General features: G+C 64.0%; 28 protein-coding genes. 6 read left to right on the forward strand and 22 right to left on the reverse strand.

Going from position 1 to position 24843, the window contains the following annotated elements; genetic code table 11:
* Positions 1 to 239: 239 nt before the first annotated feature.
* Positions 240 to 578, reverse strand: a complete 339-nt coding sequence (locus QD208_RS10350) for a YkvA family protein (RefSeq protein WP_215824038.1) — start codon at positions 576 to 578, stop codon at positions 240 to 242.
* 274 nt (positions 579 to 852) lie between these two features.
* Between QD208_RS10350 and QD208_RS10355 the strand changes: the two genes are divergently transcribed.
* Positions 853 to 2835: a transglycosylase SLT domain-containing protein gene (locus tag QD208_RS10355; protein ID WP_279836746.1), complete on the forward strand. Its 1983-nt coding sequence runs from the start codon at positions 853 to 855 to the stop codon at positions 2833 to 2835.
* A gap of 148 nt (positions 2836 to 2983) precedes the next feature.
* Here the strand turns inward: QD208_RS10355 and QD208_RS10360 are convergent, their stop codons facing one another.
* The 8 genes from QD208_RS10360 to QD208_RS10395 form a co-directional block, all read right to left on the reverse strand.
* Positions 2984 to 4048 carry a hypothetical protein gene (locus tag QD208_RS10360; protein WP_279836747.1) on the reverse strand — a complete coding sequence of 355 codons (1065 nt, stop codon included), beginning with the start codon at positions 4046 to 4048 and terminating at the stop codon, positions 2984 to 2986.
* Between the two features lie 113 nt (positions 4049 to 4161).
* On the reverse strand, positions 4162 to 4698 hold the full coding sequence (locus QD208_RS10365) for a hypothetical protein (RefSeq protein WP_043335517.1): 537 nt from the start codon (positions 4696 to 4698) through the stop codon (positions 4162 to 4164).
* Positions 4699 to 4765: 67 nt separating this feature from the next.
* Positions 4766 to 5410, reverse strand: a complete 645-nt coding sequence (locus tag QD208_RS10370; RefSeq protein WP_216061481.1) for a LysE family translocator — start codon at positions 5408 to 5410, stop codon at positions 4766 to 4768.
* A 300-nt stretch (positions 5411 to 5710) separates the two neighbouring features.
* Positions 5711 to 6295, reverse strand: coding sequence for an exopolysaccharide biosynthesis protein (locus tag QD208_RS10375; RefSeq protein ID WP_279836748.1), 585 nt, complete (start codon positions 6293 to 6295; stop codon positions 5711 to 5713).
* An 87-nt stretch (positions 6296 to 6382) separates the two neighbouring features.
* Positions 6383 to 7096, reverse strand: coding sequence for a divalent cation transporter (locus QD208_RS10380; RefSeq protein ID WP_043335509.1), 714 nt, complete (start codon positions 7094 to 7096; stop codon positions 6383 to 6385).
* Positions 7096 to 7521: a hypothetical protein gene (locus QD208_RS10385; RefSeq protein ID WP_054554953.1), complete on the reverse strand. Its 426-nt coding sequence runs from the start codon at positions 7519 to 7521 to the stop codon at positions 7096 to 7098. The genes QD208_RS10380 and QD208_RS10385 overlap by 1 nt, the downstream gene beginning before the upstream one ends.
* A gap of 127 nt (positions 7522 to 7648) precedes the next feature.
* A complete protein-coding gene (locus QD208_RS10390; protein WP_043335505.1) occupies positions 7649 to 8074 on the reverse strand; it encodes a TM2 domain-containing protein in 426 nt (141 codons plus the stop codon).
* Between the two features lie 224 nt (positions 8075 to 8298).
* A complete protein-coding gene (locus QD208_RS10395) occupies positions 8299 to 9138 on the reverse strand; it encodes a 2OG-Fe(II) oxygenase family protein (protein WP_043335503.1) in 840 nt (279 codons plus the stop codon).
* Positions 9139 to 9385: 247 nt separating this feature from the next.
* Here QD208_RS10395 and QD208_RS10400 point away from each other — a divergent pair, with 247 nt between their 5' ends.
* Positions 9386 to 9589, forward strand: coding sequence for a cold-shock protein (locus QD208_RS10400; protein ID WP_043335501.1), 204 nt, complete (start codon positions 9386 to 9388; stop codon positions 9587 to 9589).
* 259 nt (positions 9590 to 9848) lie between these two features.
* Here the strand turns inward: QD208_RS10400 and QD208_RS10405 are convergent, their stop codons facing one another.
* The 6 genes from QD208_RS10405 to QD208_RS10430 all read right to left on the reverse strand — a co-directional run bounded on the left by QD208_RS10405 (position 9849) and on the right by QD208_RS10430 (position 15202).
* The gene (locus tag QD208_RS10405) at positions 9849 to 10397 is read right to left on the reverse strand and encodes a hypothetical protein (protein WP_279836749.1); all 549 of its coding nucleotides are present in this window, start codon (positions 10395 to 10397) and stop codon (positions 9849 to 9851) included.
* Positions 10398 to 10617: 220 nt separating this feature from the next.
* Positions 10618 to 11067, reverse strand: coding sequence for a nucleoside deaminase (locus tag QD208_RS10410; protein WP_107336621.1), 450 nt, complete (start codon positions 11065 to 11067; stop codon positions 10618 to 10620).
* An 82-nt stretch (positions 11068 to 11149) separates the two neighbouring features.
* Positions 11150 to 12175: an SPFH domain-containing protein gene (locus tag QD208_RS10415; protein WP_043337056.1), complete on the reverse strand. Its 1026-nt coding sequence runs from the start codon at positions 12173 to 12175 to the stop codon at positions 11150 to 11152.
* A 102-nt stretch (positions 12176 to 12277) separates the two neighbouring features.
* Positions 12278 to 12739 carry an NfeD family protein gene (locus tag QD208_RS10420; RefSeq protein WP_052384909.1) on the reverse strand — a complete coding sequence of 154 codons (462 nt, stop codon included), beginning with the start codon at positions 12737 to 12739 and terminating at the stop codon, positions 12278 to 12280.
* A gap of 163 nt (positions 12740 to 12902) precedes the next feature.
* Positions 12903 to 13811: a lipid kinase YegS gene (gene yegS / locus QD208_RS10425; RefSeq protein ID WP_279836750.1), complete on the reverse strand. Its 909-nt coding sequence runs from the start codon at positions 13809 to 13811 to the stop codon at positions 12903 to 12905.
* A gap of 185 nt (positions 13812 to 13996) precedes the next feature.
* Complete coding sequence (locus QD208_RS10430) at positions 13997 to 15202, reverse strand: multidrug effflux MFS transporter (protein ID WP_225347735.1); 1206 nt, start codon at positions 15200 to 15202, stop codon at positions 13997 to 13999.
* A 130-nt stretch (positions 15203 to 15332) separates the two neighbouring features.
* Between QD208_RS10430 and QD208_RS10435 the strand changes: the two genes are divergently transcribed.
* From QD208_RS10435 to QD208_RS10445, 3 genes are all read left to right on the forward strand, one after another.
* Positions 15333 to 15992 (forward strand): LysR family transcriptional regulator, encoded by a 660-nt coding sequence (locus tag QD208_RS10435; RefSeq protein ID WP_279836751.1) that lies wholly within the window; start codon positions 15333 to 15335, stop codon positions 15990 to 15992.
* Positions 15982 to 16401 (forward strand): LysR substrate-binding domain-containing protein, encoded by a 420-nt coding sequence (locus QD208_RS10440; protein WP_279836752.1) that lies wholly within the window; start codon positions 15982 to 15984, stop codon positions 16399 to 16401. The genes QD208_RS10435 and QD208_RS10440 overlap by 11 nt, the downstream gene beginning before the upstream one ends.
* A gap of 75 nt (positions 16402 to 16476) precedes the next feature.
* Entirely contained in the window at positions 16477 to 16872 is a 396-nt protein-coding gene (locus QD208_RS10445; RefSeq protein ID WP_043337063.1) for a glutathione S-transferase N-terminal domain-containing protein, read from the forward strand.
* Between the two features lie 168 nt (positions 16873 to 17040).
* Here QD208_RS10445 and QD208_RS10450 read toward each other — a convergent pair whose 3' ends face one another.
* The 3 genes from QD208_RS10450 to QD208_RS10460 all read right to left on the reverse strand — a co-directional run bounded on the left by QD208_RS10450 (position 17041) and on the right by QD208_RS10460 (position 19979).
* Positions 17041 to 18147, reverse strand: coding sequence for a COX15/CtaA family protein (locus QD208_RS10450; RefSeq protein ID WP_347881997.1), 1107 nt, complete (start codon positions 18145 to 18147; stop codon positions 17041 to 17043).
* Between the two features lie 377 nt (positions 18148 to 18524).
* A complete protein-coding gene (locus QD208_RS10455; RefSeq protein ID WP_279836754.1) occupies positions 18525 to 19166 on the reverse strand; it encodes a hypothetical protein in 642 nt (213 codons plus the stop codon).
* Positions 19167 to 19241: 75 nt separating this feature from the next.
* Entirely contained in the window at positions 19242 to 19979 is a 738-nt protein-coding gene (locus tag QD208_RS10460) for an SURF1 family protein (RefSeq protein ID WP_279836755.1), read from the reverse strand.
* A gap of 106 nt (positions 19980 to 20085) precedes the next feature.
* Between QD208_RS10460 and QD208_RS10465 the strand changes: the two genes are divergently transcribed.
* Positions 20086 to 20277, forward strand: coding sequence for a DUF2909 domain-containing protein (locus tag QD208_RS10465; protein WP_043337068.1), 192 nt, complete (start codon positions 20086 to 20088; stop codon positions 20275 to 20277).
* Between the two features lie 17 nt (positions 20278 to 20294).
* Here the strand turns inward: QD208_RS10465 and QD208_RS10470 are convergent, their stop codons facing one another.
* Genes QD208_RS10470 through coxB form a run of 4 tightly spaced genes read right to left on the reverse strand, consistent with a single transcriptional unit; the run spans position 20295 to position 24631 of the window.
* Positions 20295 to 21155, reverse strand: coding sequence for a cytochrome c oxidase subunit 3 (locus QD208_RS10470; protein WP_131431479.1), 861 nt, complete (start codon positions 21153 to 21155; stop codon positions 20295 to 20297).
* Entirely contained in the window at positions 21152 to 21745 is a 594-nt protein-coding gene (locus QD208_RS10475; protein WP_215824027.1) for a cytochrome c oxidase assembly protein, read from the reverse strand. Before QD208_RS10475 ends, QD208_RS10470 begins: the two co-directional genes overlap by 4 nt.
* Positions 21746 to 21772: 27 nt before the next feature.
* Positions 21773 to 23425, reverse strand: coding sequence for a cytochrome c oxidase subunit I (gene ctaD, locus QD208_RS10480; protein ID WP_107335293.1), 1653 nt, complete (start codon positions 23423 to 23425; stop codon positions 21773 to 21775).
* A 30-nt stretch (positions 23426 to 23455) separates the two neighbouring features.
* A complete protein-coding gene (gene coxB / locus QD208_RS10485) occupies positions 23456 to 24631 on the reverse strand; it encodes a cytochrome c oxidase subunit II (protein ID WP_279836756.1) in 1176 nt (391 codons plus the stop codon).
* Between the last annotated feature and the right edge of the window lie 212 nt (positions 24632 to 24843).

Genomic DNA, 24843 nt, shown 5'->3' on the forward strand with positions numbered 1-24843 from the left:
CAGAATTTCCTTGAAAGGCGTTGTTCAGGGCGTTGCCACAGCGGCGCGTCTCGTTTGTGAACAAACGGTGCGCCGCCCTGTGATAAAACGGCAGATCAGACACTGACGGCGCGCCATTCAAACTGGTGTTTGATAGCGTGTCACGAGCATGGCAGGGTCGCGGCGTCCCTGCCATGCGGCCAATGGCCAGTGCCAGCATCAGGGCTGGTAGAGGAATGGCGTTTCCACGCTTAACGCCTTCAGGGAGCCGGCGGGTCGGAGGGATCAGGTTCGGGAATCTCGCCACGCCACAGGCGATAGTCAGCCAGCGCATCATCGAGCTTGCCGAGCAACCAGGTCACGATCACCAGATCATCGAGGATCCCCAGCCCCACCAGCAGATCCGGGATCAGATCCAGCGGCGAGACCAGATAGATGAAGGCGCCGGCCGCCAACCCCAGCGCCTTCCACGGTACCGGGCGATAACGTCCGCTCACTACGTCGCGCAGCAAGGGCCCCATGGTGCGCAAGGCGGCGCCTGCCTTGCCCAGCACATGTCGGCGGCCAAACAATCGCGTCAACCATAATGCCTTGCCCATAGTGGACTCCTCACGGGTAGCACAAATTTCATTCACTGAGCTTGCCATCATCGCGGCAGCACAGCCGCGATATCACTCTCGGATAATTCACTATCAGTATCAGATGGTGCTGTTATTCAGCGCCGACCACTGCCACGATAGCCACTATCGTTACTGAATCGGCAACCCCTGATAGCCAATATCGGGGCACTTGTTCAACATCGGGGCACTGAACCGCCACCACAAGGTCGCAGCCAGCCCACGCCCCCTTTACCGACAGTCGCAGGAGTCCCAGGTGACACCAGGCAAGCAAACACTCCGATCCCGTGGCAGCCGTCGCTTCGCGGCGCTGCGGCACCTCACCGGCCTAGGCCTGCTGTTGGGACTGAGCCTGCCCCTGCAGGCCGCCACTCCCAGTGACCAGAGCTTCCGCGCCGCCTTCGATGATGCGCGCGCCAAGCGTTTTGACGAGATTCAGCAGGTCGCCGTCAATGGCCACGTGCTGGAGGGCTATATCGAGTACCACCAGCTCAAGGCCCGCCTGCCGTACGCCACCGCCGCGGAAGTGCTGTCCTTCATCGAGCGTCACGCAGACTCGCCGTTGGCCGAGTGGATGCGAGGCCAGGCGATCTCCGCTTACGGGCGTACCGGCCGTCATGATGCCCTGCTGGAAGTCAGCGATGGCGTGCCGGCGGGCGCGCAGCGCCAGTGCTATTACTACACGGCGCAGCTGAGCAATGATGTCGCGAGCGCATCGCAAGGCGGTCTGAAGCTCTGGCATGTCTCCGGCTCGCAGGACTCGGCCTGTGACCCGCTGTTCTCGGCGTTGCGCGAGCGTGGCGTGATCGATGATCAAGCCATCTGGGAACGCGCCATGCTCGCCTGGGCTGCCGGCCAGGGTGGCATGGTCAGCTATCTCGAGCGCCAGCTGCCCAGCAGCTGGCAGCGGGCCATCGCGGCACGCGAACAGCTGGAGGGCAACTTTGCCGCCATCACGCGCCTGCCGACCAACCTCGGCCACGGCGGCCATGCCTTCGCCGCCTTGAGCGTCGCCGCCATGCATGGCTTCGTGCGTGCCGACACCGAGGCCGCGCTGGAAGCCTGGCGCAAGGTGAATCCGCACATGCCGATGAGTGATGAACAGCGCCACACCGTCGAGCGCGACCTGGCCTGGTATTCACTGGTGCGTGACATCCCCAACAACCGCGGCTGGGTCGATCAGCGCCTGACCATCCTCGATGACGAGGAGCTGTTCGATCTGCGCATGCGCAACGCGGTGCGCGATGGCGACTGGCCACAGGTGCGTGAATGGGTGTTGAAGATGCCGGACCGCTTCCGCAACGAAGCCCGCTACCAGTATTGGCTGGGGCGTGCCGATGACAGCCTTGGTCGCCCGCAGGAAGCACGCGCCGCCTGGACGCGCGCCGCGACCGAGCGCAACTTCTACGGCTTCCTGGCCGCCGACCGTATCGGGCAGGCGTATTCGCTCAATCGCGATGACCAGGACTTCTCCGACGCGGAATTGGCCGAGGTCGCCGAGACGCCGGCCGTCAAGCGTGTCAGGGCGCTGATGAACATCGACGAGATCGGTCTGGCTCGCTCCGAGTGGTTCAACGCCGTCAGCCAGGCGGATGACGCCGATGCTCGCCGTCTCGCAGCCTATGCACTGCAGCAGAAATGGTATGACCTGACCGTCTTCGCCACCATCCGCGGCCAGCTGTGGGATGGCCTTTCCTGGCGCTTCCCGCCGGCCTGGCAGCAGGACTTCCAGCGCTTCGGTGCCGATGCCGGCGTCGACCCGTGGATGCTGATGGCACTCGCGCGTCGCGAGAGCGCCTTCAACCCCACCGCTACCTCGCCGGTGGGCGCACGCGGTCTGATGCAGCTGATGCCGGGCACCGCCGCTCAGGTCAGTCGCGGCCTGGGCCTGCCCACGCCCAGCAACGCGGCGCTGGGTGATCCGGTCACCAATATCCGTCTTGGCAGCACCTACATCCGCGAGATGCTGGACCGCTACTCCGGCAACCGCCTGGCCGCCGCCGCGGCCTACAATGCCGGGCCGGGACGCGTCGATCGTTGGCTCGCCGACACCCCGGGCGAATACGACCGCTTCGTCGAGCGTATCCCCTTCAAGGAGACCCGCGAATACGTCAAGGCCGTGCTGGCCTACCGCGTGATCTTCGAAAGCCTGGCCAAGGGCACCAGCGAGGGCGTCAAGGTGGTCAGCGACCGCGAAGTCAGCCAGCGCTACACCACCGCGCTGGTGGATCGCCGCTGAGCCGAGCAGCATCCAGCAACGAAAACGCCAGCCCCATGGGGCTGGCGTTTTCGTTTTCATGGCATCAGGGCGCATGGCGTCGGGACCCATGGCATCAGAACTCATTGGGCCTTCAGCCATTCTTACAGTCATTCTTTCAATCGGTCATTCAGTCATCGCGACGTGGACGAATGGCGGGCGAGGACCCGGACTGGCTCTCGCCCTTGGCTTCTCCCGGTCGCAAGGCAGCCACTCCATTGCCGAACGGCGGCTTCTGCTGAGGGGTATACCGTCCCAGCGCCTCGGCATAGCTCAGGGGTCGCCCTTCGTCGCCTCCCTTGCCCTTGCCACGCCAGCCCTGGCGCTTGCCGGGAGCGCCCTGGGGCTGTGGTGCGTCATCATGGGCCTGAGATGCCGCATGGACCTGTGCTGCATGGCGCTGAGACGCCCCCTCGCCCCCAGCCTCGCTGCCCGGGTATGCCTGCGACACCACCGGCTCCGATGCCGCTCGGCCGGAATAGGCCAGAGGCTGGGAGCGCGTGATGGGCGGTGTACGCATCATTCGCACCATCAGCCAGACCGCCAGTGCCCAGCAGAGCGTGCCCAGCACGCCATAGACGATCATCGCCCAGACATTGCCGGGGCGGTGGCCGGCATTGATGATGATCACACGCGACAGATCGATGTCGGGCCAGCGCTCGGCCAACAGGGAGCGCTCATCGCCCGGCAGGTCCGTCTCGGCGTGCAATACGGTGCCGAACAGGCCATCGGGGAACTCGATCAGCGGCGGCACGTTTTCCAGGCTCTGCACGGAGTCGGTTCGCACCAGCACGCCCATGCGCTCGATGCGCGGCCATTCTTCCGAGGGGATGCCATCGATGCCGCCGAAGGCGCGTGACAGACCGGCCAGCTCCAGTAGATAGGGGTTCATGTCAGAGATGACTGGATAATAGAGCGTCTCGATGCGGTGCCCCCCGTCTGCATTGGCATCGAGGCGGAAGGTCTCGGTGTGCTCGCGATAGACCGCCCAATGATTGCGCAGCGAGACGAACTGATTGACCGGCAGGTTGCCCTGCTCCACCGACTCGAGATTCAGCGTTTCGGGGCGCGTGGTCACGCGACCGACCCAGCGCCCCTCATCGACGGCGTACAGCCAGGCCGCTATCCCGGCGACCACCAGCACCACGGCACTCAACCCGCCCAGACGGCGACGAAGGGTATGTGAAAGACTCATCCGATTGCGTTCCCTGCCAATGCCAGCCTTGATGGGCCGGTCTTCATGTCATGAATGCAGCACTGTACCGCTGCTGTCGTTGGCTCGGGCAGGCATGAGCACCGGCCCGGGCATCATTGTTGTTCGAGCCGTGCTGCCAATCGATTGCTCTTGTCGCAGTAGCGTTGCCGCAGGCGCAGGATCTCCAGAGAATTCGAGGACAGGGCATCCAGTACGTAGCGGTTGCAGGCCTGCTCGGCTTCTCGATGCGCCGCTTCCAGCGCCTTGCGCGCCTTGCGCTCTGCCGGCGTCATGCCCGCATAGGGGTCGCGCCGGGGCTTGAAGGTCGCTGCGGCCTTGCAATACATGGTGCGGGTGTCGATATGTGCCGCCCGCCCCCGGCGCTGCAAGGCATGGCAGGTCTCGACGAACAGTCGGCTGGCCATGCGCGAGCACTCGCGCTGCTCGACGGCGGTACCGGTCTTTTCCAGATGTGCACAGACCGATTCATCATCGATGCGCCACAGCTGGTGGCGGAAGTCGATGGTGTAACCGTAGTAAAGCACCCGTACCTGCTGTACGCGGGAATCGTAGACATCACTGATATCCCGAGCCTCCAGGTGCGTGACGACCTTGAGAAAGGCCGCCAGTGTCAATGTCACAGGATCCATGTGTCATCAAGGATACGAACCGTCATCCCATGCGCTCCGTTGCGATGTTGGCAGTGGCCGCTCATCCCTAGCGGCCTAGCGCCAGCCGTGCCCCCAGCAGCACCATGACGGACCCGGTGATGCCTTCCATCCAGCAGGCGACCCGCGGCCTTGCCAGCCAGCGCCCTGCACCACCGACCATCAGCGCCACGCTGATCTGCCAGAGATTGGCGATCACGAAGTGGACACCCGCCAGCCACAATGACTTGAGCACGGCCGGGTCGGTCGGCGCGATGAACTGCGGCAGAAAGGCCATGTAGAACACCACCGTCTTGGGGTTGAGCACATTGGACAGGAAGCCCTCACGCAGCGGCAGCCAGCACGATACCTGCTGACGTGTCACGGTGACGTCGACATTCAGCCCGCGCGCGCGCCGCGCACTCTTGAGACTCTTGATGCCCAGCCAGATCAGATAGCCCGCTCCGACCAGCTTGAGGGCCGAGAACGCCCATGCCGACTGCAACAGGATCAGCGAGATGCCCGCCGACGACACCAGCGCGTGCACGAAGAGACCGGCACAGATCGCGAGACTGGTGAGCACGCCGTCACGCAGGCCACCGCGCGAGGTATTGCGAATCACCAGCAGGGTGTCGACCCCGGGCGTGACTGTCAGCAAGGTGATGGCCACCACGAAGGACCAGAAGGCAGCATCGAACTGGATGAAATCAAACATGACGAACGTCCTTGCGACAGACCCGCTTCAGTAGCCGAATTCGTGCCCCCATGGCACTGAACAGGCGACCAGTCTAGGCGAGCACGGCCAGCCTGCAAAGCCATCCACACCAAGATGACAGCCTGGTTTGCCTCTGAATGGTGCACTTCAGTCTTTTGTCTTACTGCGTTGCTACACAACGGCGCAGGCGCTCTCATGAGTCCACAGCTGATGGCATGCAGAAGCCATCTCGCGTCATCAAGGATACGAGCCTCGAGTCCTAAAATACGCTGCGTCGCTGTTGAGCGACCAACGCAGCCTTCAACCTACCAACCAGAACCCCGTAGCGATATCCAGCAGCAGCACCAGCAAGGCCAGCAGGATGACCAGGCCATCCTCCCCGATCAGCCCCAGCCCCAGCAGCAGCAAGGTCGCCGCCGGCAAGGCCGCGGCGAAGGGCACCAGCTCCAGCGGCACCATGGCCGTGGCCAGCAGGATGGTCAGCGCCGCGATACCGCGATAGGCAACGCCGCGCGTCATGAAGCTCAAGCGTGGCTTGAGCAGACGATCGAGGCGTCGTGTCCAGGGTCTTGCCCGCTCGACGCCATGGGTCAGGCGTTGATGCTCGAAACTGAAGCGCGCCAGCCGGCGTGGCAACCACGGCATCCTGCGCCCCAGCAACAGTTGACCCGCGATCAGCACGATGAACAGCGCGCAGGTCGTCGGTACGCCGGGGATCGCCCCGGTCGGCAGCAGTACCAGCAAGGCAGGCAATACCAGCAAGGGACCGAAGCCCCGGGAGTTGAAGTGCTCCAGAATGTCGCCCAGCGAGATATCCCCTTCGATCTCGCGGTCCAGCTCTTCCAGCAACCCCGTGAGGTTGCCTTCATTGGCGTGCTTGCTCATGCGAGCTCCCTATCGGGAAGATAACGGAGGGTGTGAAGGTCTCGGGCCGTGGCGAGTCAGCTGGTGCCGCCCCGCCACGGTGAATCGTCAGCCGACCAGGCGATCGCCCAGCATGCCGATCATGAACCCCAGCGAGGCGCCCAACGGCGGTGACCAGTGATGCGCCACCCGCGACTGGGGCGCAATGTCCTGGAAGACGAGGTAGAGAATGCCGCCGGCGGCGAAGGCCATCAGTCCGCCCAGCACGCCCGGCGCATCCGCAAGCCACAGATGGCCGGCCAATGCCGCCAGCGGGCCCAGCAGAGACAGCAGCACGAAGGCCCCGAGCCCCTGACGCGCCGTCAGCCCGGCCCCTTCCAGCTCACGATAGGCATTGAAGCCTTCCGGCAGGTTCTGCACCGCGATGAACAGTGCCAGCAACATCGCCGCGGCCGGAGAGGCAGAGGCCAGTGCACCCAGCGCGATCGCCTCGGGGATGAAGTCCATCAGCATCGCCAGCAACTGGCCCTTGGCGCCGCCACCGCGCGCCAGCCAGCGGTCCAGCTGCATGAAGATCAGCGCGCCCAGCAGAAACAGCCCCAACAGCGCCGCGATGGACAGCGCCTGCATGGCATGCGGTACCAGCACCAGTGAGACGGCGGCCAACAGAATGCCGCCGCCGAGCGCGGTGATCCCCGCCAGCCAGCTGCGCTTGACGTGACTCTCGTGACTGCGCTCCAGCTGGGCGATCACGCCACCCAGCGGCATGCACAACCCGGCAGCCCAGGCGAGCGCCACCATGGTCCACGGAATCGATGCCATCATGCTGTCGTCGGGGCTGCAGGACTCGGTCGCGCACCCAGCACACGCATCAACAGACTGGTACCGACGCCCCAGGCGCCATTCAGGATCAGGCCACCGACCACCATCAGTGGCGCAACCTCGATTCCCTTGAGCGGGAAGACGACCAGCATGGCCACGGCCGTCGGGCCGACTGCACCGAAGACGAGACTGATCAGCCAATGGCTGACGCCCGTCCTGCGACGCACCAATGCCCACAGCGGCAGCCCCCACAGCCCGCCCCAGAAGGCCAGCGAGAGCACTGACGGAACGCCCAGCGGCCCGGTAGGCGTCATGTTGTAGGGCGCCTTGGGCAGAATGTCGGCCAGATAGAAGAGCCCGAAGAGGCCCTGATGGAAGATCAGAGTCGCCAGAAAGGCGGCGATGAAGGCTTTCAACCAGATCATGTTCACTTCCTTGTCGTCATGTTGATGAAAACATCCGAGCCCCAGCACATTAGAACATGCGAAAACTCGACACTGCCTTTCCTGCTACGTCACTTCCGTCCCGCTGGATGCAACGCAGGCGTGATCTCTAGCGCTGGGTGGCCGGCGCCTGTTCGGCATGGCGCAGCGATATCTGGTCGTTGAGTGTCCAGAAGTCATACAGCACGCCGATGAAGAACAGCCCGCCGGTGCACAGGTAGAGCAAGCCGGTCAGCCACTTGCCCATGTACATGCGGTGGATGCCGAACACGCCCAGGAAGGTGAGCAGAATCCAGCTCAGCGAGTAATTGATCGGGCCTTCGCGAAAACGGAAGTCCGCCTCGCGGTCCATCGCCGGAATCAGGAACAGGTCGATCAACCAGCCGATGCCCAGCAACCCGAAGGTGAACAGCCAGATGGTGCCGGTGACCGGCTTGCCATAGTAGAAACGGTGCGCGCCGAGGAAACCGAAGATCCACAGCAGATAGCCCATGGTCTTGGAATGCGTGTCCTGTACAACAGGCGATGTGGTCATCAGTGAAGCCTTAGCCGCGATGCGGCAGATCATGATTGCGAATACAGTCAATGCGGTCTTGGCGCCGATGAATCAAGCCTTCTGCCGCCAGAGGCCACGCCCGGAAACGACGACGCCACCCGCGCACTGGCGCGGATGGCGTCGGATCAGCAAGTGTCTCTTCAGCGGTCCCGGGAGCGAAAGCCAAGCCGGGAACGAAAGCCTGGCCGAGACCGGAGCCGGCGCTAGATGACGCCCAGCTCGCGCAGACGTTCCTTGAGGTAGGAGTCCGCCGTGTGCTTGTCAGACAGTACCACTTCGGGGCGCGGATGCAGGAACAGCGGCAGCGACAGGCGTGACTGGCTGGAGCCCTCGCCGGTCGGGTTGATCACGCGGTGCGTAGTCGACGGGAAGTAGCCGCCGCTGGTCTCCTGGAGCATGTCGCCGACATTGATGACCAGCTGACCCGGATCACAGGGCACGTCCATCCATTCGCCATTGACGTCCATCACCTGCAGGCCCGGCTCGTTGGCTGCCGGCAGCACGGTCAGCAGATTGATGTCTTCATGCGCCGCGGCACGGACGGCGCCCGGCTCTTCACTGCCGGTCATCGGCGGGTAGTGAAGCACGCGCAGCAGCGTCTGACCGCTGTCCTTGATCATGTTGGAGAGCGGTTCACGGTAGAGCTCGGCCACTTCGGCAGGTGAATGGGCCTCGACCCAGCTCAGAAGCTCTGCCGCGAAGGCTTCGGCCTGGCGGTAATACTCCATGGCATTCTCGCGCAGGCTGTCCGGAATCTTGCCCCACGGGTAGATGTGGTAATACTCCTTGAGATCACGCGCCGTATGGCCCTTGGCGGTCTCGGAGACATCTGCCGGGAACAGTCCATCCTGGGTCTTGGGGTCGAAACGCCAGTCAAGCTTGTCGGCGCTGGAGAAGAATTCGGCCCATTCGGCGTAGATCTTCTCGACCAATTCATGAGAGATCGGGTGATTGCGGATGACACCGAAGCCCGTCGTGCGCAGGGATTCGACAAATTTTTCGGCTGCATCGGCCGAGCGGTAATCTACGTTCTGGACCTTCATGGCATTTCCATCTATGTTGGCTCTGTGTGAGCATCCTACTTGAGCCGGAAGGAGTCGCCAATACGACAACTTTCTGTTCGAATGGAAGCGAGCACGTGCAGCCTAGGCTGCATGCGTAGGTCAAGCAGGAAAGGATGTCGTCGCTGGACGCAACGCGTCTCTCTGGTGGAATTCCCCCTAGCCGCACCAACGCACTCTGGTCTGATGGGCAGACCACCAACATCATCTCGTAAGCAAGGAAAGAATCATGGCAACTGGCACAGTCAAGTGGTTTAACGACACCAAAGGTTTCGGCTTCATTTCTCCGGACGACGGCGGCGACGACCTGTTCGCGCACTTCTCTGAAATTCAGGCAGAAGGCTTCAAGTCCCTGCAAGACGGTCAGAAGGTTTCCTTCGACGTCACCCAGGGCAAGAAAGGCCTTCAGGCCGCAAACATCAAGCCGGTCTGATCTTCTCGATCAGCCTGGTCAGGCCGCCCTCACCGGCGCTCTGATGATGGCAGCAAGACAGTCATGGAAAAGCCCGCCTTCTGGCGGGCTTTTTTGTGGCCAGGCCTTGGCCTGACTCACGCTTCACGAAGAGTCGCCATCAACAAGAACGCCGCGACCCAAAGGGGCGCGGCGTTCTTGTATCGGCGGCCGTGTCACTCGCACTCAGCCAGTGACACGGCTTGCGACAGGCATCACGCCAGCATTCGCTGGCCAGTGATTACTGCTGCGCTTCGTCGATGGACTCGTTGGCATCCTGCTGCGCAGCGTTGATCTTCTCGTTCGCTTCGGCAGCAGCGTTGTCGCCAGACTGCTCAGCGGAGTCGGTCAGCTCTGCAGCCTGCTCCTTGGTGGAGTCATAGGCGTTCTTGGCAGCATCGGCAGTGGCGTCAGCAGCGTCGTTGACACCTTCCTTGGCGGACTCATAGGTCTCGGAAGCAGCGTTCTTGGTCGCGTCGAGGGCGCTTTCGCTCTCGGCGGCAGCTTCATCGCCCATGGCATCGGCGGATTCGGCAGCGTCGTCAGCCATGTTGTCGGCCTTGTCAGCAGCGTCATCCATCTCTGCGGCCGCTTCGTCAGCTACCTCGTCCATCTTCTCGGCAGCGGCGTCAGCCGCTTGATCGGCGCTCTGTTCAGCCTGCTCGGCGCTCTGCTCGGCAGAGGTCTCGGCGTTCTGGGCAGCTTTGTCAGTATCGCCGTTATCGCAACCAGCGATGGCCAGAGACAGGCCAGCGGCCAGTGCGGGAATCATCCATTGCTTGAGTTTCATCGTCTTCTCCATGATAGGTGGGGAGTTGCCAGCCCCTGTTTCCTGCAAGTGGCATTGCAACAAAGGTCGTGTAGTCATGCAAGCGAAAGCGTGGCTTGGCGCCTGATACCCAAGACATGGTGCCAGACCGACAGCTTTTCAAGCATTCCGCCCTTTTCACAGCAGAATAGTGTTAACGAACACCATTTTCCATCAGCTACCACCAAAAACCGCGCCGCGATCACTCACCGATATCTTCGTTCCAGACGTCCGGCTGCTCGCGAATGAAGGTCGCCATCAGCTCGCGGCAGCGCGCGTTGTCGACCACATCGACCTTGACGCCCAGGCCACGCAGGTGGTCTTCCGCGCCCATGAAGGTGTGGTTCTCACCGACCACGACATGCGGGATACCGTAGAGCTGGATGGCACCACTGCACATCGGGCACGGTGACAGCGTGGTATAGAGCACGGATTCACGATAGACGCTGGCCGGCAGGCGACCGGCGTTCTCCAGTGCATCCATTTCACCATGCAACACCGTGCTGCCCTTCTGCTGGCGCTGATTGTGGCCACGACCGATGATCTTGCCATCATGGACGAGTACCGAGCCGATCGGCACGCCGCCGGCCGCATAGCCCTTTTCCGCCTCTTCAATGGCGGCCTGCAGGAAGCGCTCATGATCAGTAGTCATTGCTATCATCGTCTTGCTCCAGATGCGGTGAATATTCAGTGGAGCGGCAGCCTACTGCCACTCACTGCTCGGCACAATACACTCAGCCCAGGCCCGCTTCGCCGGTCATCATCTGACGGGCGCGTCTCAGCCCCTCATTGCTGGCATTGGTGGGCTCGCCGACTTCAGTGGCAAGCTCGCGGAAACTGCCCATGGCACCCAGCAAGGCAGAGGCCTCATAGGGGATGAAGACGCGATCACCTTCGCGCGCCATGTCCGGCAGTACCTGCAGATATTTCTGGCCCAGCATGTAGCCGACCACCAGCTGCGGGTCTTCCGCACCGATGGCATCGCGCAGCTGATAGATGGCCTGACGCTCACCTTCGGCGCGCAGAATCGCGGCCTGCTTGTCACCCTCGGCGCGCAGCACCGAAGACTGCTTCTCGCCCTCGGCGGTCGCGATGGCAGCTTCGCGCTGGCCATTGGCTTCGGTCACCGTGGCGCGACGCTTGCGCTCGGCCGCCATCTGCAGCCGCATGGCGTCCTCGACTTCCTCGGGCATGCTGATGTCCTGGATCTCGACGCGCGTCACCTTGACGCCCCACTTGTCACCGACTTCATCCATGGTGATCTGCAAGGCGTCGTTGACCTCCTTGCGGCTCTCGAAGAGCTTGTCGAGCTCCATGCGACCGATCTCGGAGCGCAGGCTGGTCTTGGCCAGAACCTCGACGGCCTGGGTGAAGTTCTCGACTTCATAGACGGCGCGCTTGGGATCGACGATCTGGAAGTAGAGCGCGCCATTGACGGTCACGGTGACGTTGTCCGTCGTCACCACGCTCTGGCCGGGGAAGTCCATCACCGTCTCGCGGCGATCGATGCGCGTCTCCTCCACCACCAAGGGCAGATTGTCGCCCTTGACCTCACGATAGCGACGAATGGTGATGGAGCGCGGCTTGTCGATGAACGGAATCACCAGATTCACGCCGGATTCCAGTGTGCGGCTGTAGCTGCCGAGGCGTTCGATGACGACGGCTTCTGACTGCTGGACGATCATCAATCCCTTGGCCAGCAGGATTACCACCAGCGCCAGTATGAAAAGAATGATGATGAGTCCCGGACTGATAATCATATTGCTCAACTCCCTTGAACTGGGCCGTATCCGCAAGCCCTTGTGAAATATCCGATCACGCTTGATCCGCTGCCACCACGACCGCGCTGTCGAGCCGCGATCTCATGGTGTCTTTGTGCCACTTTCCTTCGAGACGGGCTCGACACAGACGGTGATGCCTTCGACGCTGACGATCCTGACCGTGTCCCCCGCTGCCGGCGGCGCCTCCCCCTCCCAGCGTAGCGGATACTCATTGCCTGACACGCGCACGGCAGGTTTGCCGCCGTTGCCGATGATCACCTTGGCCAGCTGCCCGGTCTCCGCGCCGCTGCCCAGGGTGCCGTAGGGCGTCTTGGGCAACAGATAGGGATGGATCTTGCGCACGAACAGTGGCACCAGCACCAGGGCCGTGATCGCGACGCTGATCAACTGGATGTTCAGCCCCGCCCCCAGCCCCGCCGCCAGAGCGCCCCCGAGGGCACTGACACCCAGTGCCAGCAGCACGAACTGCGCGCCCAGCAGCTCAAGCCCCGCCAGAATCAACGCGAGGATGACCCAGATATGCCACGCCGCCAAACCGACCATGCAATCACTCCCTGAAGTCCTGACTCCCGCCCTGCGCGGCCGAGAGATTGGAAGAATACGCTGCCACCAACGCAACGAGCGCAGCCTGAGTAAACCTCAGACTGCGCTCGTGTACCAGCCAGCCCACATGGCTCAGCCAGCGCTCAATGGCCCATCTGCGGGCTCATGAGTGTGTCAGCAGGGCGGCGCCCTGCGGGGCGACCAGACGCAGAGCGCCGGGAATCAGCTGGAATTCGCTGTTCTCGATCAGATAGCTCTCGCCATCGAGATTCACCGGCAGCGACTCACCACGATAGTGCAGCGCGTCAGTGCGCACATACCGCACGAAATGGCCATTGTCGGGGAGCGACTCCAGCTCCTCGATCACCTCACCCACCCGCGCGATGGGGAAGTCGCGGATCACCAGCACATCGAAGCAGCCATCATCGAGCAGCGCCCGGGGTGCCAGCTCCTGACCGCCGCCCGCCTGACGACCATTGCCGATCGCCAGCACGAACAACGCCAGCTCCTCCTCCACCCCGTTGAGGGTCACGCTGCCACGATAGGGGCGGAAGTCCCACGCCTTAAGCACGCCCATCAGCGAATAGGCCCCGCCACCGAACAGCTTCTTGAGGCCACCGGGCGTCGAGCGCGTCACCTCGGCGCCGAAACCTGCCGAGGCCATGTTGAGGAAGTAGGCATCATCCAGCTGCACCACATCGACGGCTCGCGCCGCCCCTTCACAGGCCAGCGCCAGCGATTCCGTCACCGGCTCGGGGATGCCGAGCGAGGTCGCCAGGTCATTGGCGGTGCCCAACGGCAGGATCGCGACTTCCGGACGCTTCGCGAGTGGATACTGCATCAATGCATTGGCGATCAGATTGAGGGTGCCGTCACCGCCGCCAACGACCAGCCGCGTGACGCCTTCCTCGATCGCCTCGCGCACCAGTCTCGCGACATCATCACCCTCGAAGGTCAACCGCACTTCTAGCCCTGCCATACGCTCACGCTGAGCGAAGATGGCCTCACGCAGCTCCGGCTGCTGAGCCTTGTCCCCGTTGAGTATCACGCGCACACGCGCCGCTGATTCCATGGTGCCTCCTTGGCGACATGCGGATCGAGCGACAAGCATACTCTGGTCGGGGGCCTTCAATGAACCATCTCTGCCCTGCGTCCCGCCGCTGTCGCCAGCCAGCGAATCCTCCATGCCTGTCCAGTCGCCCTGGGCAGTCGCAATGCGCCGTCGCACCGCGCAGTCTCACCGGCCAGTCATACCGACTAGACGCCCGGCTGACGTCGCGCGCCCAACAGCAGCAACGGCAGCACCATCACCACGCTGATCAGCAGCAGCCCCTGCTGAGGGGCGAGCGGCGTATTGAGCAGCGCCGTTGCTACCACTGCCGAGCCGCCGAGCTGGATGCTGCCGAGCAGCGCCGCCGCGGTGCCGGCACGCTCAGCGAAGGCCTCCAGCGCCAGGCTTGATGCCGCGCCGAGCGCCAACGAGAAGCCGACCGACAGCACTGCCACCGGCACCATGAAGGCAGCGGCCGACAGTGGCAGCCAGGCGAAGGCCGCGCCCTGCATCAGGCCGGAGAGCAGGATGATCGCCAGCCCCAGGCGCACGGTGGGCTGACGGCCGAGGCGCGTGATCACGCGCGGTGCGAAGAAGAAGGTGATGATATTGATCACGGCATTGCCGCCGAACAGGGCACTGAAGACCAGCTCGGAGTGACCGAGGCGCTCGACCAGCAGCTCGGAGGACGACGAGACATACAGCAGGATGGCGCTCATCGCGGCCATCGCGACCAGCGCCTGATACAGGAAGCGCCAGCTGGTCAACACGGGGCGGTAGCGCGCCCAGTTGTACAGCGGACGCTCCACGACCGTCGTGGCCGGACGCGTCTCGCCAAAGCTCTTCCACGCCATCAGGCCGACGCACAGCGCGAAGGCGGCCATGAACAGGAAGTTGGAGCGCCAGCCGAACTGCACCGCCAGCAGGCCGCCCAGCACCGGCGCCAGCGCCGGGATGATGCACAGCGCACCATTCAGATAGCTGTACATCCTGGCGCCCTGCTCCGGCGTGTAACAGTCACGCACGGCCGCGAAGGCCACCGTCACCGTGGCGCACGCTCCCAGCCCCTGCAGGATACGCCCGAGATACAGCATGCTGATGTCCTGTGCCAGCACGGCGACCATCGCGCCGACGAGATAGACCGTCGCGCCACCCAACAGCGCCGGACGCCGTCCGTAGAGGTCCGTCAACGGGCCGACCAGAATCTGCCCGACACCCACAGCGCCCAGAAACAGCGTCACCGTCATCTGCATCACATCGGTGGGCTGGGCGAATTCACGCGCCATCGCCGGCAGTGAGGGCAGATAGATATCGATCGCCAGCGGCGAGAACATCACGCAGCCGACCAGCAGCAACAGCAATAGTCGTGCGTTGGGCATGGGCCTTGCGGCAGCAGAGGAAGACACGGACATGGATAATCTCGAGAGTCAGAAGCCAAGGGCGGCCCGACAGAGGGCCATCAAGAATCCGCAGAGCCTAGCGCCTGCGACTTATGAAGCAAAATGATATTATTTCAGGCTTGATATTCCACTGGAGAAACTCATGAGCGCGACAGCCCCGCAGACACCCGCAAGGCCGGTTGCCGCCCAGTCTCCAGCCGCGTCTTCACTGCCTGCGTCTTCGGGCTCAGCGCCAGCGGCCACGCCCTTCAACACGCGCATCGACCTCAATCTGCTGCAGGTGCTGCAGGTACTGCTGGAAGAGTGCAGCGTGACGCGCGCGGCGGGCCGTCTGCACCTCTCGCAGTCTGCCGTCAGCAAGAGTCTGGCACGCCTGCGCGTGATGTTTGATGACGCCCTTTTCATTCGCGAACGCCACGGTCTGCGCCCCACGGCGCGGGCCCTGTCATTGCGTGGCGAGCTGGCCGAGCTGCTCTCGCGTCTCGAGAATCTGAGCGCCCCTGCCACCTTCACCCCCGCCACCAGCCAGCGGCGCTTTCAACTGGCGGTGCTGGAAAGCGCCTGGGCGACCCTGATGCCGTCCTGCACGCGCGCACTGACCGATGCGCTGCCGCATGGCAGCCTCGAGATCAGCCGCTGGCAGGCCGATTGCCTGAGCCTGATGGAAAAGGGCCAGCTGGATATCGGGCTTGCCGGACACGATCACAGCGCCGAGACCCCGGGCGAGCCGCCTGCCCTCCCCCCCTGGCTTCCAATCGCGCCTGCTGTGGCGCGACGACCATGTGATTCTAGTGCGGCGTGATCATCCGCTCACGCGGCGCCAGACACCGATGACGCTGAGCGAATTCGCGGCCTTGAGTCATGTCCAGGCCACCTGCGAGGGGCGCTCACGCTGGTCGCTGGATGAGCGGCTGGAGCAGCACGGCGCACCACGCCGCATCAGCGTGCTGGTGCCGGATTTCCGCGATGCCCTGAGCATCGTCGCGCACAGCGAGCTGGTGTTCTGCGCCCCCAGAAGCTTTGCCCAGGCCAGCAGCGAGCTGCATGGGCTGGCGATTCTTGAGCTACCGATGCGCCTGCCCGCGCTCAGCTACCGCTTGATCTGGCATGCCAGCCACGAGCAGGACCCCGGGCACCGCTGGTTGCGACAGTCCCTGCTGACGCATATCCGCAACGCGCATGGGGAAGACGCCGAGGCCGCTGAGCTCTAGAATGGCCCCATTGTAAATTCGCCACCCGCCCTGCGGCACTGGCGCCGATACCCGCACGTCCCATGAGGTTCTGCCATGCGCTCCATCATCCGCCTGTTCTTCCGCACCCTGCGTCTGGTGCTGGCTCCCTTCATGCTGCTCAGCGAGAAGCTGACCCGCGGCAGCGCGCTCGAGCGCAGCCCCGCCCAGCAGGCCGAGGTGGACGCCGAGACGGCCAAACTGGCGCTGTATCAGTTCTCGACCTGCCCGTTCTGCATCAAGGTGCGCAAGCGCATGCATCAACTGAACCTGAACGTCGAGCAGCGCGACACCCAGCACAACGCCACTCACCGCCAGGCCCTCGAACAGGGTGGCGGTCGCGTCAAGGTGCCGTGCCTGCTGATCACCCATGACGATGGGCGCGAAGAGTGGATGTACGAATCCGACACCATCAATGCCTACCTGCAGGAGCGCTTCGGCAGCGCGGCCTGACAGGATACCGGCTGATACGACGCAGACCGCAAGAGGCCGCTCTCATGAGCGGCCTCTTGCGGTCTGGTAAGCGCGATCACGCGCGCTTGGGTGTCTCTCTTATGCTTACCGTCTTGCCCACCTTCTTGCCTACCTTCCGCCTAACTGCTGCCCACCATCTGCTTCTCATCAGGCCAGCGCCTGCGAGACGGATGCCCGCTTGTGGCGAGCCGCCTGGCGCATCTGATCCATCGCCCACACCATCGCCAGCGTCAGCGCGACGGCCCCCAGGGTATGCGCCAGCGCCAGATCCAGCGGCAACCACCACAGCACATTGGCGACCCCCAAGCCTGCCTGCACCAGCCAACACCCCAGCGCCCAGCGCCAGGGGTTGTGAGGCGATGGCGTCCGCGCCGGCAAGTAGCGGCGCTGGCGCCAATACAGCGCCAACAGCACCGCCCCCAGCAGCACGGCCCCGCCACGGTGCGCCATGTGGATGGCCGTGCGCGCCTCACCATGCAGCTGCCCGTGCAGATAACTGGGGCCGACATCCTGGGTCAGGTGGAAGCCCTCTCCCCAGTCCATCGCCGGCCATGCGGCACCATTGCAGGTCGGGAAACCTTCACAGGCAAGCCCGGCATAATTGCTCGAGGTCCAGCCCCCCAGGGCCAGCTGCCCCAGCAGCAGAGCCGCGGCCAGAGTGGCCAGCCAGGGCTGACGCCGGATGTGCGCTGCATAAGCGCCCGCCTTGTGTTGCTCAGCCGTCACCTTGAGGTGCGCCGCCCGCCGTCTGAGTGATAGCCACAGCAACAGCAGCAGGCTCAATACGCTCAGACCGCCCAGCAGATGCAGCGTCACCACCTGCGGCCACAGCTTCAGCGTCACGGTAAAGGCCCCGAACGCACCCTGGACCAACAGCATGCCCAACAACAGCCAGCAGCCGGCCAGGGGAAAACGAGTGTGCACCTCCGCACCCCAGTGATCAGTCACCTTTGCCTCGCCGCTGCCACCCTCGAAGGCCTGCGGCTGGTGAGCCTCCCGACGGCGTATCCGCCAGCCCAGCGCGAGCAAAGCGATTGCCGCAAGCCCGAGCAGACTCGCCGCATAGCGATGGATCATCTCCGCCCACGCCTTGTAGCCTTCAAGCGGATGATGCGGGCTATGCAGACTCGCCGTCTGGGCATCCGGCACGACCAGAGCGCCATAACAGCCCGGCCAGTCGGGGCACCCCAGACCGGCGTCCACCAGCCGCGTCCAGGCTCCCAGCCCGATCACCAGAATGACAAGTCCCAGCATGCTGGCAACCAGTCGCTGACTGCTGTGCCACAGGCGTGCCGTCACCCGTCGGCTCGCCGCCTGCCGTGAGACAGGGCCATGCACCAGATCAGACGTCAGCTCAGGCGTCGCCATCGAGAAGGCCTGCGCAGCTGAGGCTTCATCCGTGGTGGCGTGGCGCAGAAATGGCGGGCGAGGCAGCAACGCCGCCCCTCGTTGGCGAGCCCGCGAGACGGCGCAGGCCCGCGGTGGATAGCGCTTCTGTCTGGCGAGGCGAGACATGGCATATCTCCCTGGTGAAGCGAAAGAAGATCACGCGCGGCCTGGCGAGGCGTGGTCTGGAGAGGCCCGGCCTGGCTAGGCGCTAACTATCGAGGCGCGACCTGGCGAGGTCCGACCTAGCGAGGCGCGACCGGATTACGCTTGAGCAGCCGGCGCACATCCTTCATCACGGCCTGCGGGGTGATCTCGGGCCCATAGGCAACCACGACCTGTCCGTGAGGGTCGATCAGGCGCAACCGGTGCGATGCGGAAGTGGCATCGTTCGGCGCCGGCCAGCGCCCGAGCGCCCGTTGCTCGCCCGGCACATGGGGATGCACAAAGGTCTTTTCAGCCACCACCAGGCGGCCCAGGCGTGGCGCCTCCTTGCCAAGCGCGCGATGCAGGCGCCACCAGCGCTCGGCCTGCGCCGCGGCCAGCTGCGGCTGGTTCGGCTCCGGCCAGCTGAGCCAGAAACGCTGCTCATCCGCGCCTCGGGCGGCCAGCGGCGGCATGCCAGGGGCCTCCTTCGCGCCAACAGCGCCGTCAGTCGCGTTTCCTGTGGCGTTTTCGGTGACGTTGTCAGTGGCGTTTTCTGTCACGAGGTAGTCGAGCGACCAGTCCGTGAGCGGCTTGACCTTTGGCAACAGGGCACCGTTTGCCACCCGCCCCTCGGGGATCCCGACCTGTGCGCTCAGCATGGCCCACGCCAAGGGCAGCGGGGCGGACAACAGCCCCAGCAAGGCCACGAGTTTCAGACGCTGTCGCATCACGTGTGTCATCGCTCTCCTCCTGACGACGGCTTCCCTGCTTGCCCGGGTGTGCGGACAACAGACTCAAGACACAAGCACCGGGCGCTAGGCCTGGCGCTGACGCAGCGCGGACTGACGTTGACGGCGCGCACCCAGAATCATGACCACCGCCGCTCCCAGGCTGAGCCCCAGCCACTGCAGCGCATAGGCGTAGTGGCGCTCGGGCGTCATGTTGCTCGGCTGCCACCAGGGCAGGTATCGCCCCTCCCCGCTCGTCTGGTGCAAGACACCCGCAAAGGCCGGTGTGCCCAGCGCCTGCCAGGCGCTCAGATCGACCTGCTGCAGGCGCTGCCCCTCGCGATTGGGGCCGAACAGTGGGCCACCGCTGTTGCCCTGACCGTTCAACCACTGCCAGCGACCACTGATCACCCCGGAGCCTGTCGGGGTCGTGAACTCCGGGTCGCTGCGGGGTGCCGGCGATGCCACGAAGCCACGCTCCACCAGCCACCAGCGGCCATCCAGCGTTCGGAAGGGCGTGAGCACCGCCACGCCATGGCGCTTGTCCAGCGTGCGGTTGTCCAGCAGCAGGCTGTGCTCCGCGAGCCATTCGCCGCGCAGCTCGATCAGGCTGGCACTGGCGGGTGGCGCCGTCGGCATCACCAGCTCCGGCGCGCTGGCGGTATCCTCCAGATGCTGGGCACGCGCCTGGCCACGCATCACCTGCCAGCTGCACAGACACAGGCCGAGCACGATCAGGCATCCCCAGAACAGCCACCAGCCGCGTCCGACCTGGCGCTCCTGCGTCGCCGCCGTTGAAGACGCCTGCGCCGCTGTGGATGACACCTGCGCCGCTGGCGCTGACTTGCGCTTGTCTGCCGGATGAGCTCGACTGTCACAAGCGAGTGCCGCGCTGTGCTCACCCGCCACTGTCTGCGCCCCGGGAGGTGACATGCTGCTCAAATCGCTGATCGCACTGGTCTTTATCGGCATGCTGGCAAGCCTGGTCGCCGGTGCCGGTTTTCTGCTGCGCGATGGCAGCCGCAGTCGACGCCTGCTGACCTCTCTCAAATGGCGGGTTGGCCTGGCAGTGTGTCTGGTGATTCTGCTGGTCATTGGCTTCTCCACCGGAATGCTGGACTGACATCACGCCGCGTGCTGTCAGAACACATAGACGAACAGGAACAGACCGATCCATACCGCATCGACGAAGTGCCAGTACCAGGCAGCCGCTTCGAAGGCGAAGTGACGTTCACTCGAGAAGTGGCCGCGTATCACGCGCACCAGCATCACGATCAGAATCAGGGTGCCGATGGTGACGTGCAGACCATGAAAACCGGTCAGCAGGAAGAAGGTGCCGCCATAGACCCCCGCCTGCAGCGTCAGCCCCAGGTGGTGCCAGGCCTCGTAGTATTCGATGCCCTGCAGGGTCAGAAAGCACAGCCCCAGCACCACGGTGCCCGCCAGCCAGTTGCGTGCCGTGCGCCTAAACTCCATCTTCAGCGCTTCATGCGCCACCGTCAGCGTGACGCTGGAACTGACCAGCAACAGCGTGTTGGCCAGCGGCAGCTGCCAGGGCGACAGCAGCTCTCTGGGCCCGGCGATGCTGGCATCCGGCGGCGTCATCAGGGGCCAGCTGGCGGTGAAGTCCGGCCACAGCAACGCCGTCACCCCCTTGGCGCCCTCACCATCGAGCCAGGGCAGCGCGAAGGTTCGCAGATAGAACAGCGCCCCGAAGAAGGCCGCGAAGAACATCAATTCCGAAAAGATGAACCAGGCCATGCCCCAGCGGAACGAGCGGTCCATCTGGTCATCGTAGAGGCCGCCCATCGACTCGCGCACCACATCCCGAAACCAGCCCGCCATCACCAGCACAACGGCCAGCAGACCGATGCCTGACAACCAGGCGGCGCTGCCGTGTACCATCCAGATTCCGGTACCGATCATCATGCCGCCCACCGCCAGCACGCCGAAGATGGGCCAGGCACTGTGGGCCGGGACGTAATAGCTGCCACTGCTCATGTTTCACCTCCTGCAGAATGCTCTGCACCATCGTCCCCCGCGGATGACGGCGTCATGACCGGATAGAGCGTGTACGCCAGGGTCAGATCACGAATGCCCTCCGGAAGGTCAGGGTCGACCTGAAAGACCAGCGGCAGCTCGCGCCGCTCGCCTGCTGCCAGCGTCTGCTCCTGGAAGCAGAAGCACATGATCTTGCGCAGATGCAGTGAGCCCTCGGCAGGACTGACACTGGGGACCGCGCGGCCACGCACCGGGTAATCGGCGTGATTGGTGAACACGAAGCGCGCGCTGTACTGGCCACCGGGGTGGATGCGGAACTGCTCATCCAACGCCTCGAGTGTCCACGGCAGGCCCTGCCCCTGCTGGGTGATGAAGCGCACCGAGACCCAGCGGCTCTCGTCGATCTCCATGGCCACCGCGGCCCTGGCCTGACTGGCGGCCTTGCCATTCAGGCCGGTGAGATTGCAGAAGACGTCATAGAGCGGCACCAGCGCGAAGGCGAAGCCCAGCATCGCGACCAGCGCCAGCAGCGTGCGCCGCACGGTGCGTGCCACTGCCTGTTGCTGTGCTGCGTGATCGCGTGAGGGCATGTCACTCTCCTGGCCGCTGTCCATCGCTCAGCGGATGATCTGGCCATCGCGGGTCTGCGGAGGAATCTCGAAGGTATGCAGCGGCGCCGGGCTCGGCACGCTCCACTCCAGGTCCACCGCCCCCTCCCAGGCACACGCCGGCGCCCTGACACCGCCGCGCGCGCACTTGACGATCACGACCAGGAACAGCAGCTGCGAGATACCGAACAGGAAGGCGCCGATGCTGGACAGCATGTTGAAGTCGGCGAATTGCAGCGCGTAATCCGGGATGCGGCGCGGCATGCCGGCCAGCCCCGAGAAGTGCATCGGGAAGAAGGTCAGGTTGACGCCGATGACCGACAGCCAGAAATGCCACTTCGAGAGCCCTTCATGGGGATAGAAGCCGGTCCACTTGGGCAGCCAGTAGTAGGCTCCGGCGAGAATCGCGAACAGCGCGCCGGGCACCAGCACATAGTGGAAATGCGCCACCACGAAGTAGGTGTCGTGGTACTGGAAATCCGCCGGGGCGATGGCCAGCATCAGGCCCGAGAAGCCGCCGATGGTGAACTGGACGATGAAGGCGATCGCAAACAGCATCGGGGGCTCGAAGCTGATGGAGCCGCGGAACATGGTGGCGATCCAGTTGAAGACCTTCACGCCGGTCGGCACCGCGATCAGCATCGTCGTGTACATGAAGAACAGTTCCGCCACCAGTGGCAGGCCGACGGCGAACATGTGATGCGCCCAGACCAGGAAGGACATGATCGCGATGGAGCCGGTGGCGTAGACCATCGAGGCGTAACCGAACAGCCGCTTGCGCGAGAAGGTCGGCACGATGGCGGACACGATGCCGAAGGCCGGCAGGATCATGATGTAGACCTCGGGATGCCCGAAGAACCAGAACAGATGCTGGAACAGCACCGGGTCGCCGCCACCGGCGGCATTGAAGTAGCTGGTGCCGAAGTTGATGTCGAACAGCATCATGGTGATGGCGCCCGCCAGCACCGGCATCACCGCGATCAGCAGGAAGGCGGTGATCAGCCAGGTCCAGACGAACAGCGGCATGTCCATCAGGCGCATGCCCGGGGCACGCAGATTGAGGATGGTGGCGATGATGTTGATGGCGCCGAGAATCGAGCTGATGCCGGCGATGTGCAGCGAGAAGATGAAGAAGCTGGTCGAAGGCGGCGCATAGGTGGTGGACAGCGGCGCGTAGAAGGTCCAGCCGAAATTGGGGCCACCGCCCTCCATCAGCAGGGTGGAAAGCAGCAACAGGAAGGCGACCGGCAACAGCCAGAAGCTGAAGTTGTTGAGGCGCGGCAGCGCCATGTCGGGCGCGCCGATCTGCAGCGGAATCATCCAGTTGGCCAGCCCGGTGAAGGCCGGCATGATGGCGCCGAACACCATGATCAGCCCGTGCATGGTGGTCATCTGGTTGAAGAACTCCGGCTGCACCATCTGCAGGCCGGGCTGGAACAGCTCGGTGCGGATCACCAGCGCCATGATGCCGCCGATGAACAGCATGCTCAGCGAGAAGATCAGATAGAGGGTGCCGATATCCTTGTGATTGGTGGTCAGCAGCCAGCGCAGCATGCCGCGCGGCGCGCTGCCGTGGCCCTCGCCCACATGAGCGCCGCCTGCGGTGGCCCCCTCGCTCTCGCTGGCCTGAAGTACCGCCTTGCGTGGCTGTTCACTGGCCATGACACGCCTCCTGAATGCGTCGCTTGCACGCTATTGAGACAGCTGTTCCTTGATGACGGCTGGCTGCACCAGCTCGCCGGTATCATTGCCCCAGGCGTTGCGCTCATAGGTGATGACAGCCGCCAGCTCGACCGGACTCAGCACATCGGCGAAGGCCGCCATGGGGGTGCCCGCCTTGCCGTTGACCACGATATCGATGTGCGCCTGCATGTCCTGGGTGACGATGGCGCTGCCCACCAGCGAGGGGAACGCCGGCGGCATGCCCTGGCCATCCGGCTGGTGGCAGGAGGCGCAGATGGTGGCGTAGGTCTTCTCGCCCTTCTCCATCAGCTCCTCGAGACTCCAGTCACGACCGGCATCGTTGAGCGCGGCCTCGGCTTCGGCCTTGCGCGCGATCAGCCACTCATCGAACTCGGCCTCCGGCAACGCCTCGACCACCACCGGCATGAAGCCGTGGTCCTTGCCGCACAGCTCGGTGCACTGGCCACGATAGGTGCCGGGGGTCTCGATACGCGTCCAGGCCTCATTGATGAAGCCGGGGATGGCGTCTTTCTTGACGCCGAAGTCCGGCACCCACCAGGAGTGGATGACATCGGCGGAGGTGGTCAGGAAGCGCACCTTGCGATTGATGGGCAACACCAGTGGGTTGTCGACTTCCAGCAGGTAATGCTCGCCCTTGGCGGCGGTGTTGTTGATCTGCTCGCGCGGGGTCGCGAGGCTTGAGGTGAAGGCGACATCCTCGCCCAGATACTCGTACTGCCAGCGCCATTGATGGCCGGTGATCTTCACGTCCAGCGCCGACTCGGAGGCGTCGTACATGTCCTTGAGCGTGGCGGTGGCAGGCACCGCCATCACCACCAGGATCAACAGCGGGATGGCGGTCCACAGAATCTCGATACGGGTATTTTCATGAAAGCTTGCCGATACCGCACCGCGTGACTTGCGGTGCTTGATCATCGCGTAGCCCATCACACCGAACACCACGATGCCGATGACCACACAGATCCAGAAGATGATCATGTGCAGCGAGTGGATCTCGCGGCTGACCGCGGTGACCCCGACCGGCATGTTGTATTCGACTGCCAGCACCGAAGGGGAAAGGACTGTCAGTGTCAGGGTCGTCAGTGACAGGGTCTTCACTGTACGTCGCAAGCGCAGACGCATTGGCCTGGTGACACGGGAAAGGCATTCCGCGATCCATGACATCGGCGCCTCCTTGTCATTGTTATCGAGAGCCTCACCCAGATGACGGCGCTGAGCGGCTCCCCGTGCTCCGACTTGCTTCGAGTATAGAAGAGCTTGGCGGAACACAAGGTCGCGTGGATCAACCCACTGATACTCCTTGGTCGCAAGGCAGAGCGAGGCAAAAACGGCTACCCCGCGCGTGATGCCGCCTGAGCACAAGGCAGCGGCGCGCT

Source organism: Cobetia sp. 29-18-1, from assembly GCF_029846405.1.
Taxonomy (GTDB): Bacteria; Pseudomonadota; Gammaproteobacteria; order Pseudomonadales; family Halomonadaceae; genus Cobetia; species Cobetia amphilecti.

What these genes read in the sequence shown, in the direction of transcription:
- coxB (WP_279836756.1), bottom strand. Translation starts at nt 24,631, where the DNA reads ATGTCATGGATCGCGGAATGCCTTTCCCGTGTCACCAGGCCAATGCGT.
- QD208_RS10375 (WP_279836748.1), bottom strand. Translation starts at nt 6,295, where the DNA reads ATGAGCAAGCACGCCAATGAAGGCAACCTCACGGGGTTGCTGGAAGAG.
- QD208_RS10360 (WP_279836747.1), bottom strand. Translation starts at nt 4,048, where the DNA reads ATGAGTCTTTCACATACCCTTCGTCGCCGTCTGGGCGGGTTGAGTGCC.
- QD208_RS10475 (WP_215824027.1), bottom strand. Translation starts at nt 21,745, where the DNA reads ATGCCCTCACGCGATCACGCAGCACAGCAACAGGCAGTGGCACGCACC.
- QD208_RS10405 (WP_279836749.1), bottom strand. Translation starts at nt 10,397, where the DNA reads ATGAAACTCAAGCAATGGATGATTCCCGCACTGGCCGCTGGCCTGTCT.
- QD208_RS10435 (WP_279836751.1), top strand. Translation starts at nt 15,333, where the DNA reads ATGAGCGCGACAGCCCCGCAGACACCCGCAAGGCCGGTTGCCGCCCAG.
- QD208_RS10420 (WP_052384909.1), bottom strand. Translation starts at nt 12,739, where the DNA reads ATGGTCGGTTTGGCGGCGTGGCATATCTGGGTCATCCTCGCGTTGATT.
- QD208_RS10415 (WP_043337056.1), bottom strand. Translation starts at nt 12,175, where the DNA reads ATGATTATCAGTCCGGGACTCATCATCATTCTTTTCATACTGGCGCTG.
- QD208_RS10455 (WP_279836754.1), bottom strand. Translation starts at nt 19,166, where the DNA reads ATGACACACGTGATGCGACAGCGTCTGAAACTCGTGGCCTTGCTGGGG.
- QD208_RS10400 (WP_043335501.1), top strand. Translation starts at nt 9,386, where the DNA reads ATGGCAACTGGCACAGTCAAGTGGTTTAACGACACCAAAGGTTTCGGC.
- QD208_RS10430 (WP_225347735.1), bottom strand. Translation starts at nt 15,202, where the DNA reads ATGTCCGTGTCTTCCTCTGCTGCCGCAAGGCCCATGCCCAACGCACGA.
- QD208_RS10470 (WP_131431479.1), bottom strand. Translation starts at nt 21,155, where the DNA reads ATGAGCAGTGGCAGCTATTACGTCCCGGCCCACAGTGCCTGGCCCATC.
- QD208_RS10450 (WP_347881997.1), bottom strand. Translation starts at nt 18,147, where the DNA reads ATGCTGGGACTTGTCATTCTGGTGATCGGGCTGGGAGCCTGGACGCGG.
- QD208_RS10465 (WP_043337068.1), top strand. Translation starts at nt 20,086, where the DNA reads ATGCTGCTCAAATCGCTGATCGCACTGGTCTTTATCGGCATGCTGGCA.
- ctaD (WP_107335293.1), bottom strand. Translation starts at nt 23,425, where the DNA reads ATGGCCAGTGAACAGCCACGCAAGGCGGTACTTCAGGCCAGCGAGAGC.
- QD208_RS10445 (WP_043337063.1), top strand. Translation starts at nt 16,477, where the DNA reads ATGCGCTCCATCATCCGCCTGTTCTTCCGCACCCTGCGTCTGGTGCTG.
- QD208_RS10350 (WP_215824038.1), bottom strand. Translation starts at nt 578, where the DNA reads ATGGGCAAGGCATTATGGTTGACGCGATTGTTTGGCCGCCGACATGTG.
- QD208_RS10395 (WP_043335503.1), bottom strand. Translation starts at nt 9,138, where the DNA reads ATGAAGGTCCAGAACGTAGATTACCGCTCGGCCGATGCAGCCGAAAAA.
- QD208_RS10385 (WP_054554953.1), bottom strand. Translation starts at nt 7,521, where the DNA reads ATGATCTGGTTGAAAGCCTTCATCGCCGCCTTTCTGGCGACTCTGATC.
- QD208_RS10390 (WP_043335505.1), bottom strand. Translation starts at nt 8,074, where the DNA reads ATGACCACATCGCCTGTTGTACAGGACACGCATTCCAAGACCATGGGC.
- QD208_RS10365 (WP_043335517.1), bottom strand. Translation starts at nt 4,698, where the DNA reads ATGGATCCTGTGACATTGACACTGGCGGCCTTTCTCAAGGTCGTCACG.
- QD208_RS10410 (WP_107336621.1), bottom strand. Translation starts at nt 11,067, where the DNA reads ATGACTACTGATCATGAGCGCTTCCTGCAGGCCGCCATTGAAGAGGCG.
- QD208_RS10370 (WP_216061481.1), bottom strand. Translation starts at nt 5,410, where the DNA reads ATGTTTGATTTCATCCAGTTCGATGCTGCCTTCTGGTCCTTCGTGGTG.
- QD208_RS10380 (WP_043335509.1), bottom strand. Translation starts at nt 7,096, where the DNA reads ATGGCATCGATTCCGTGGACCATGGTGGCGCTCGCCTGGGCTGCCGGG.
- yegS (WP_279836750.1), bottom strand. Translation starts at nt 13,811, where the DNA reads ATGGAATCAGCGGCGCGTGTGCGCGTGATACTCAACGGGGACAAGGCT.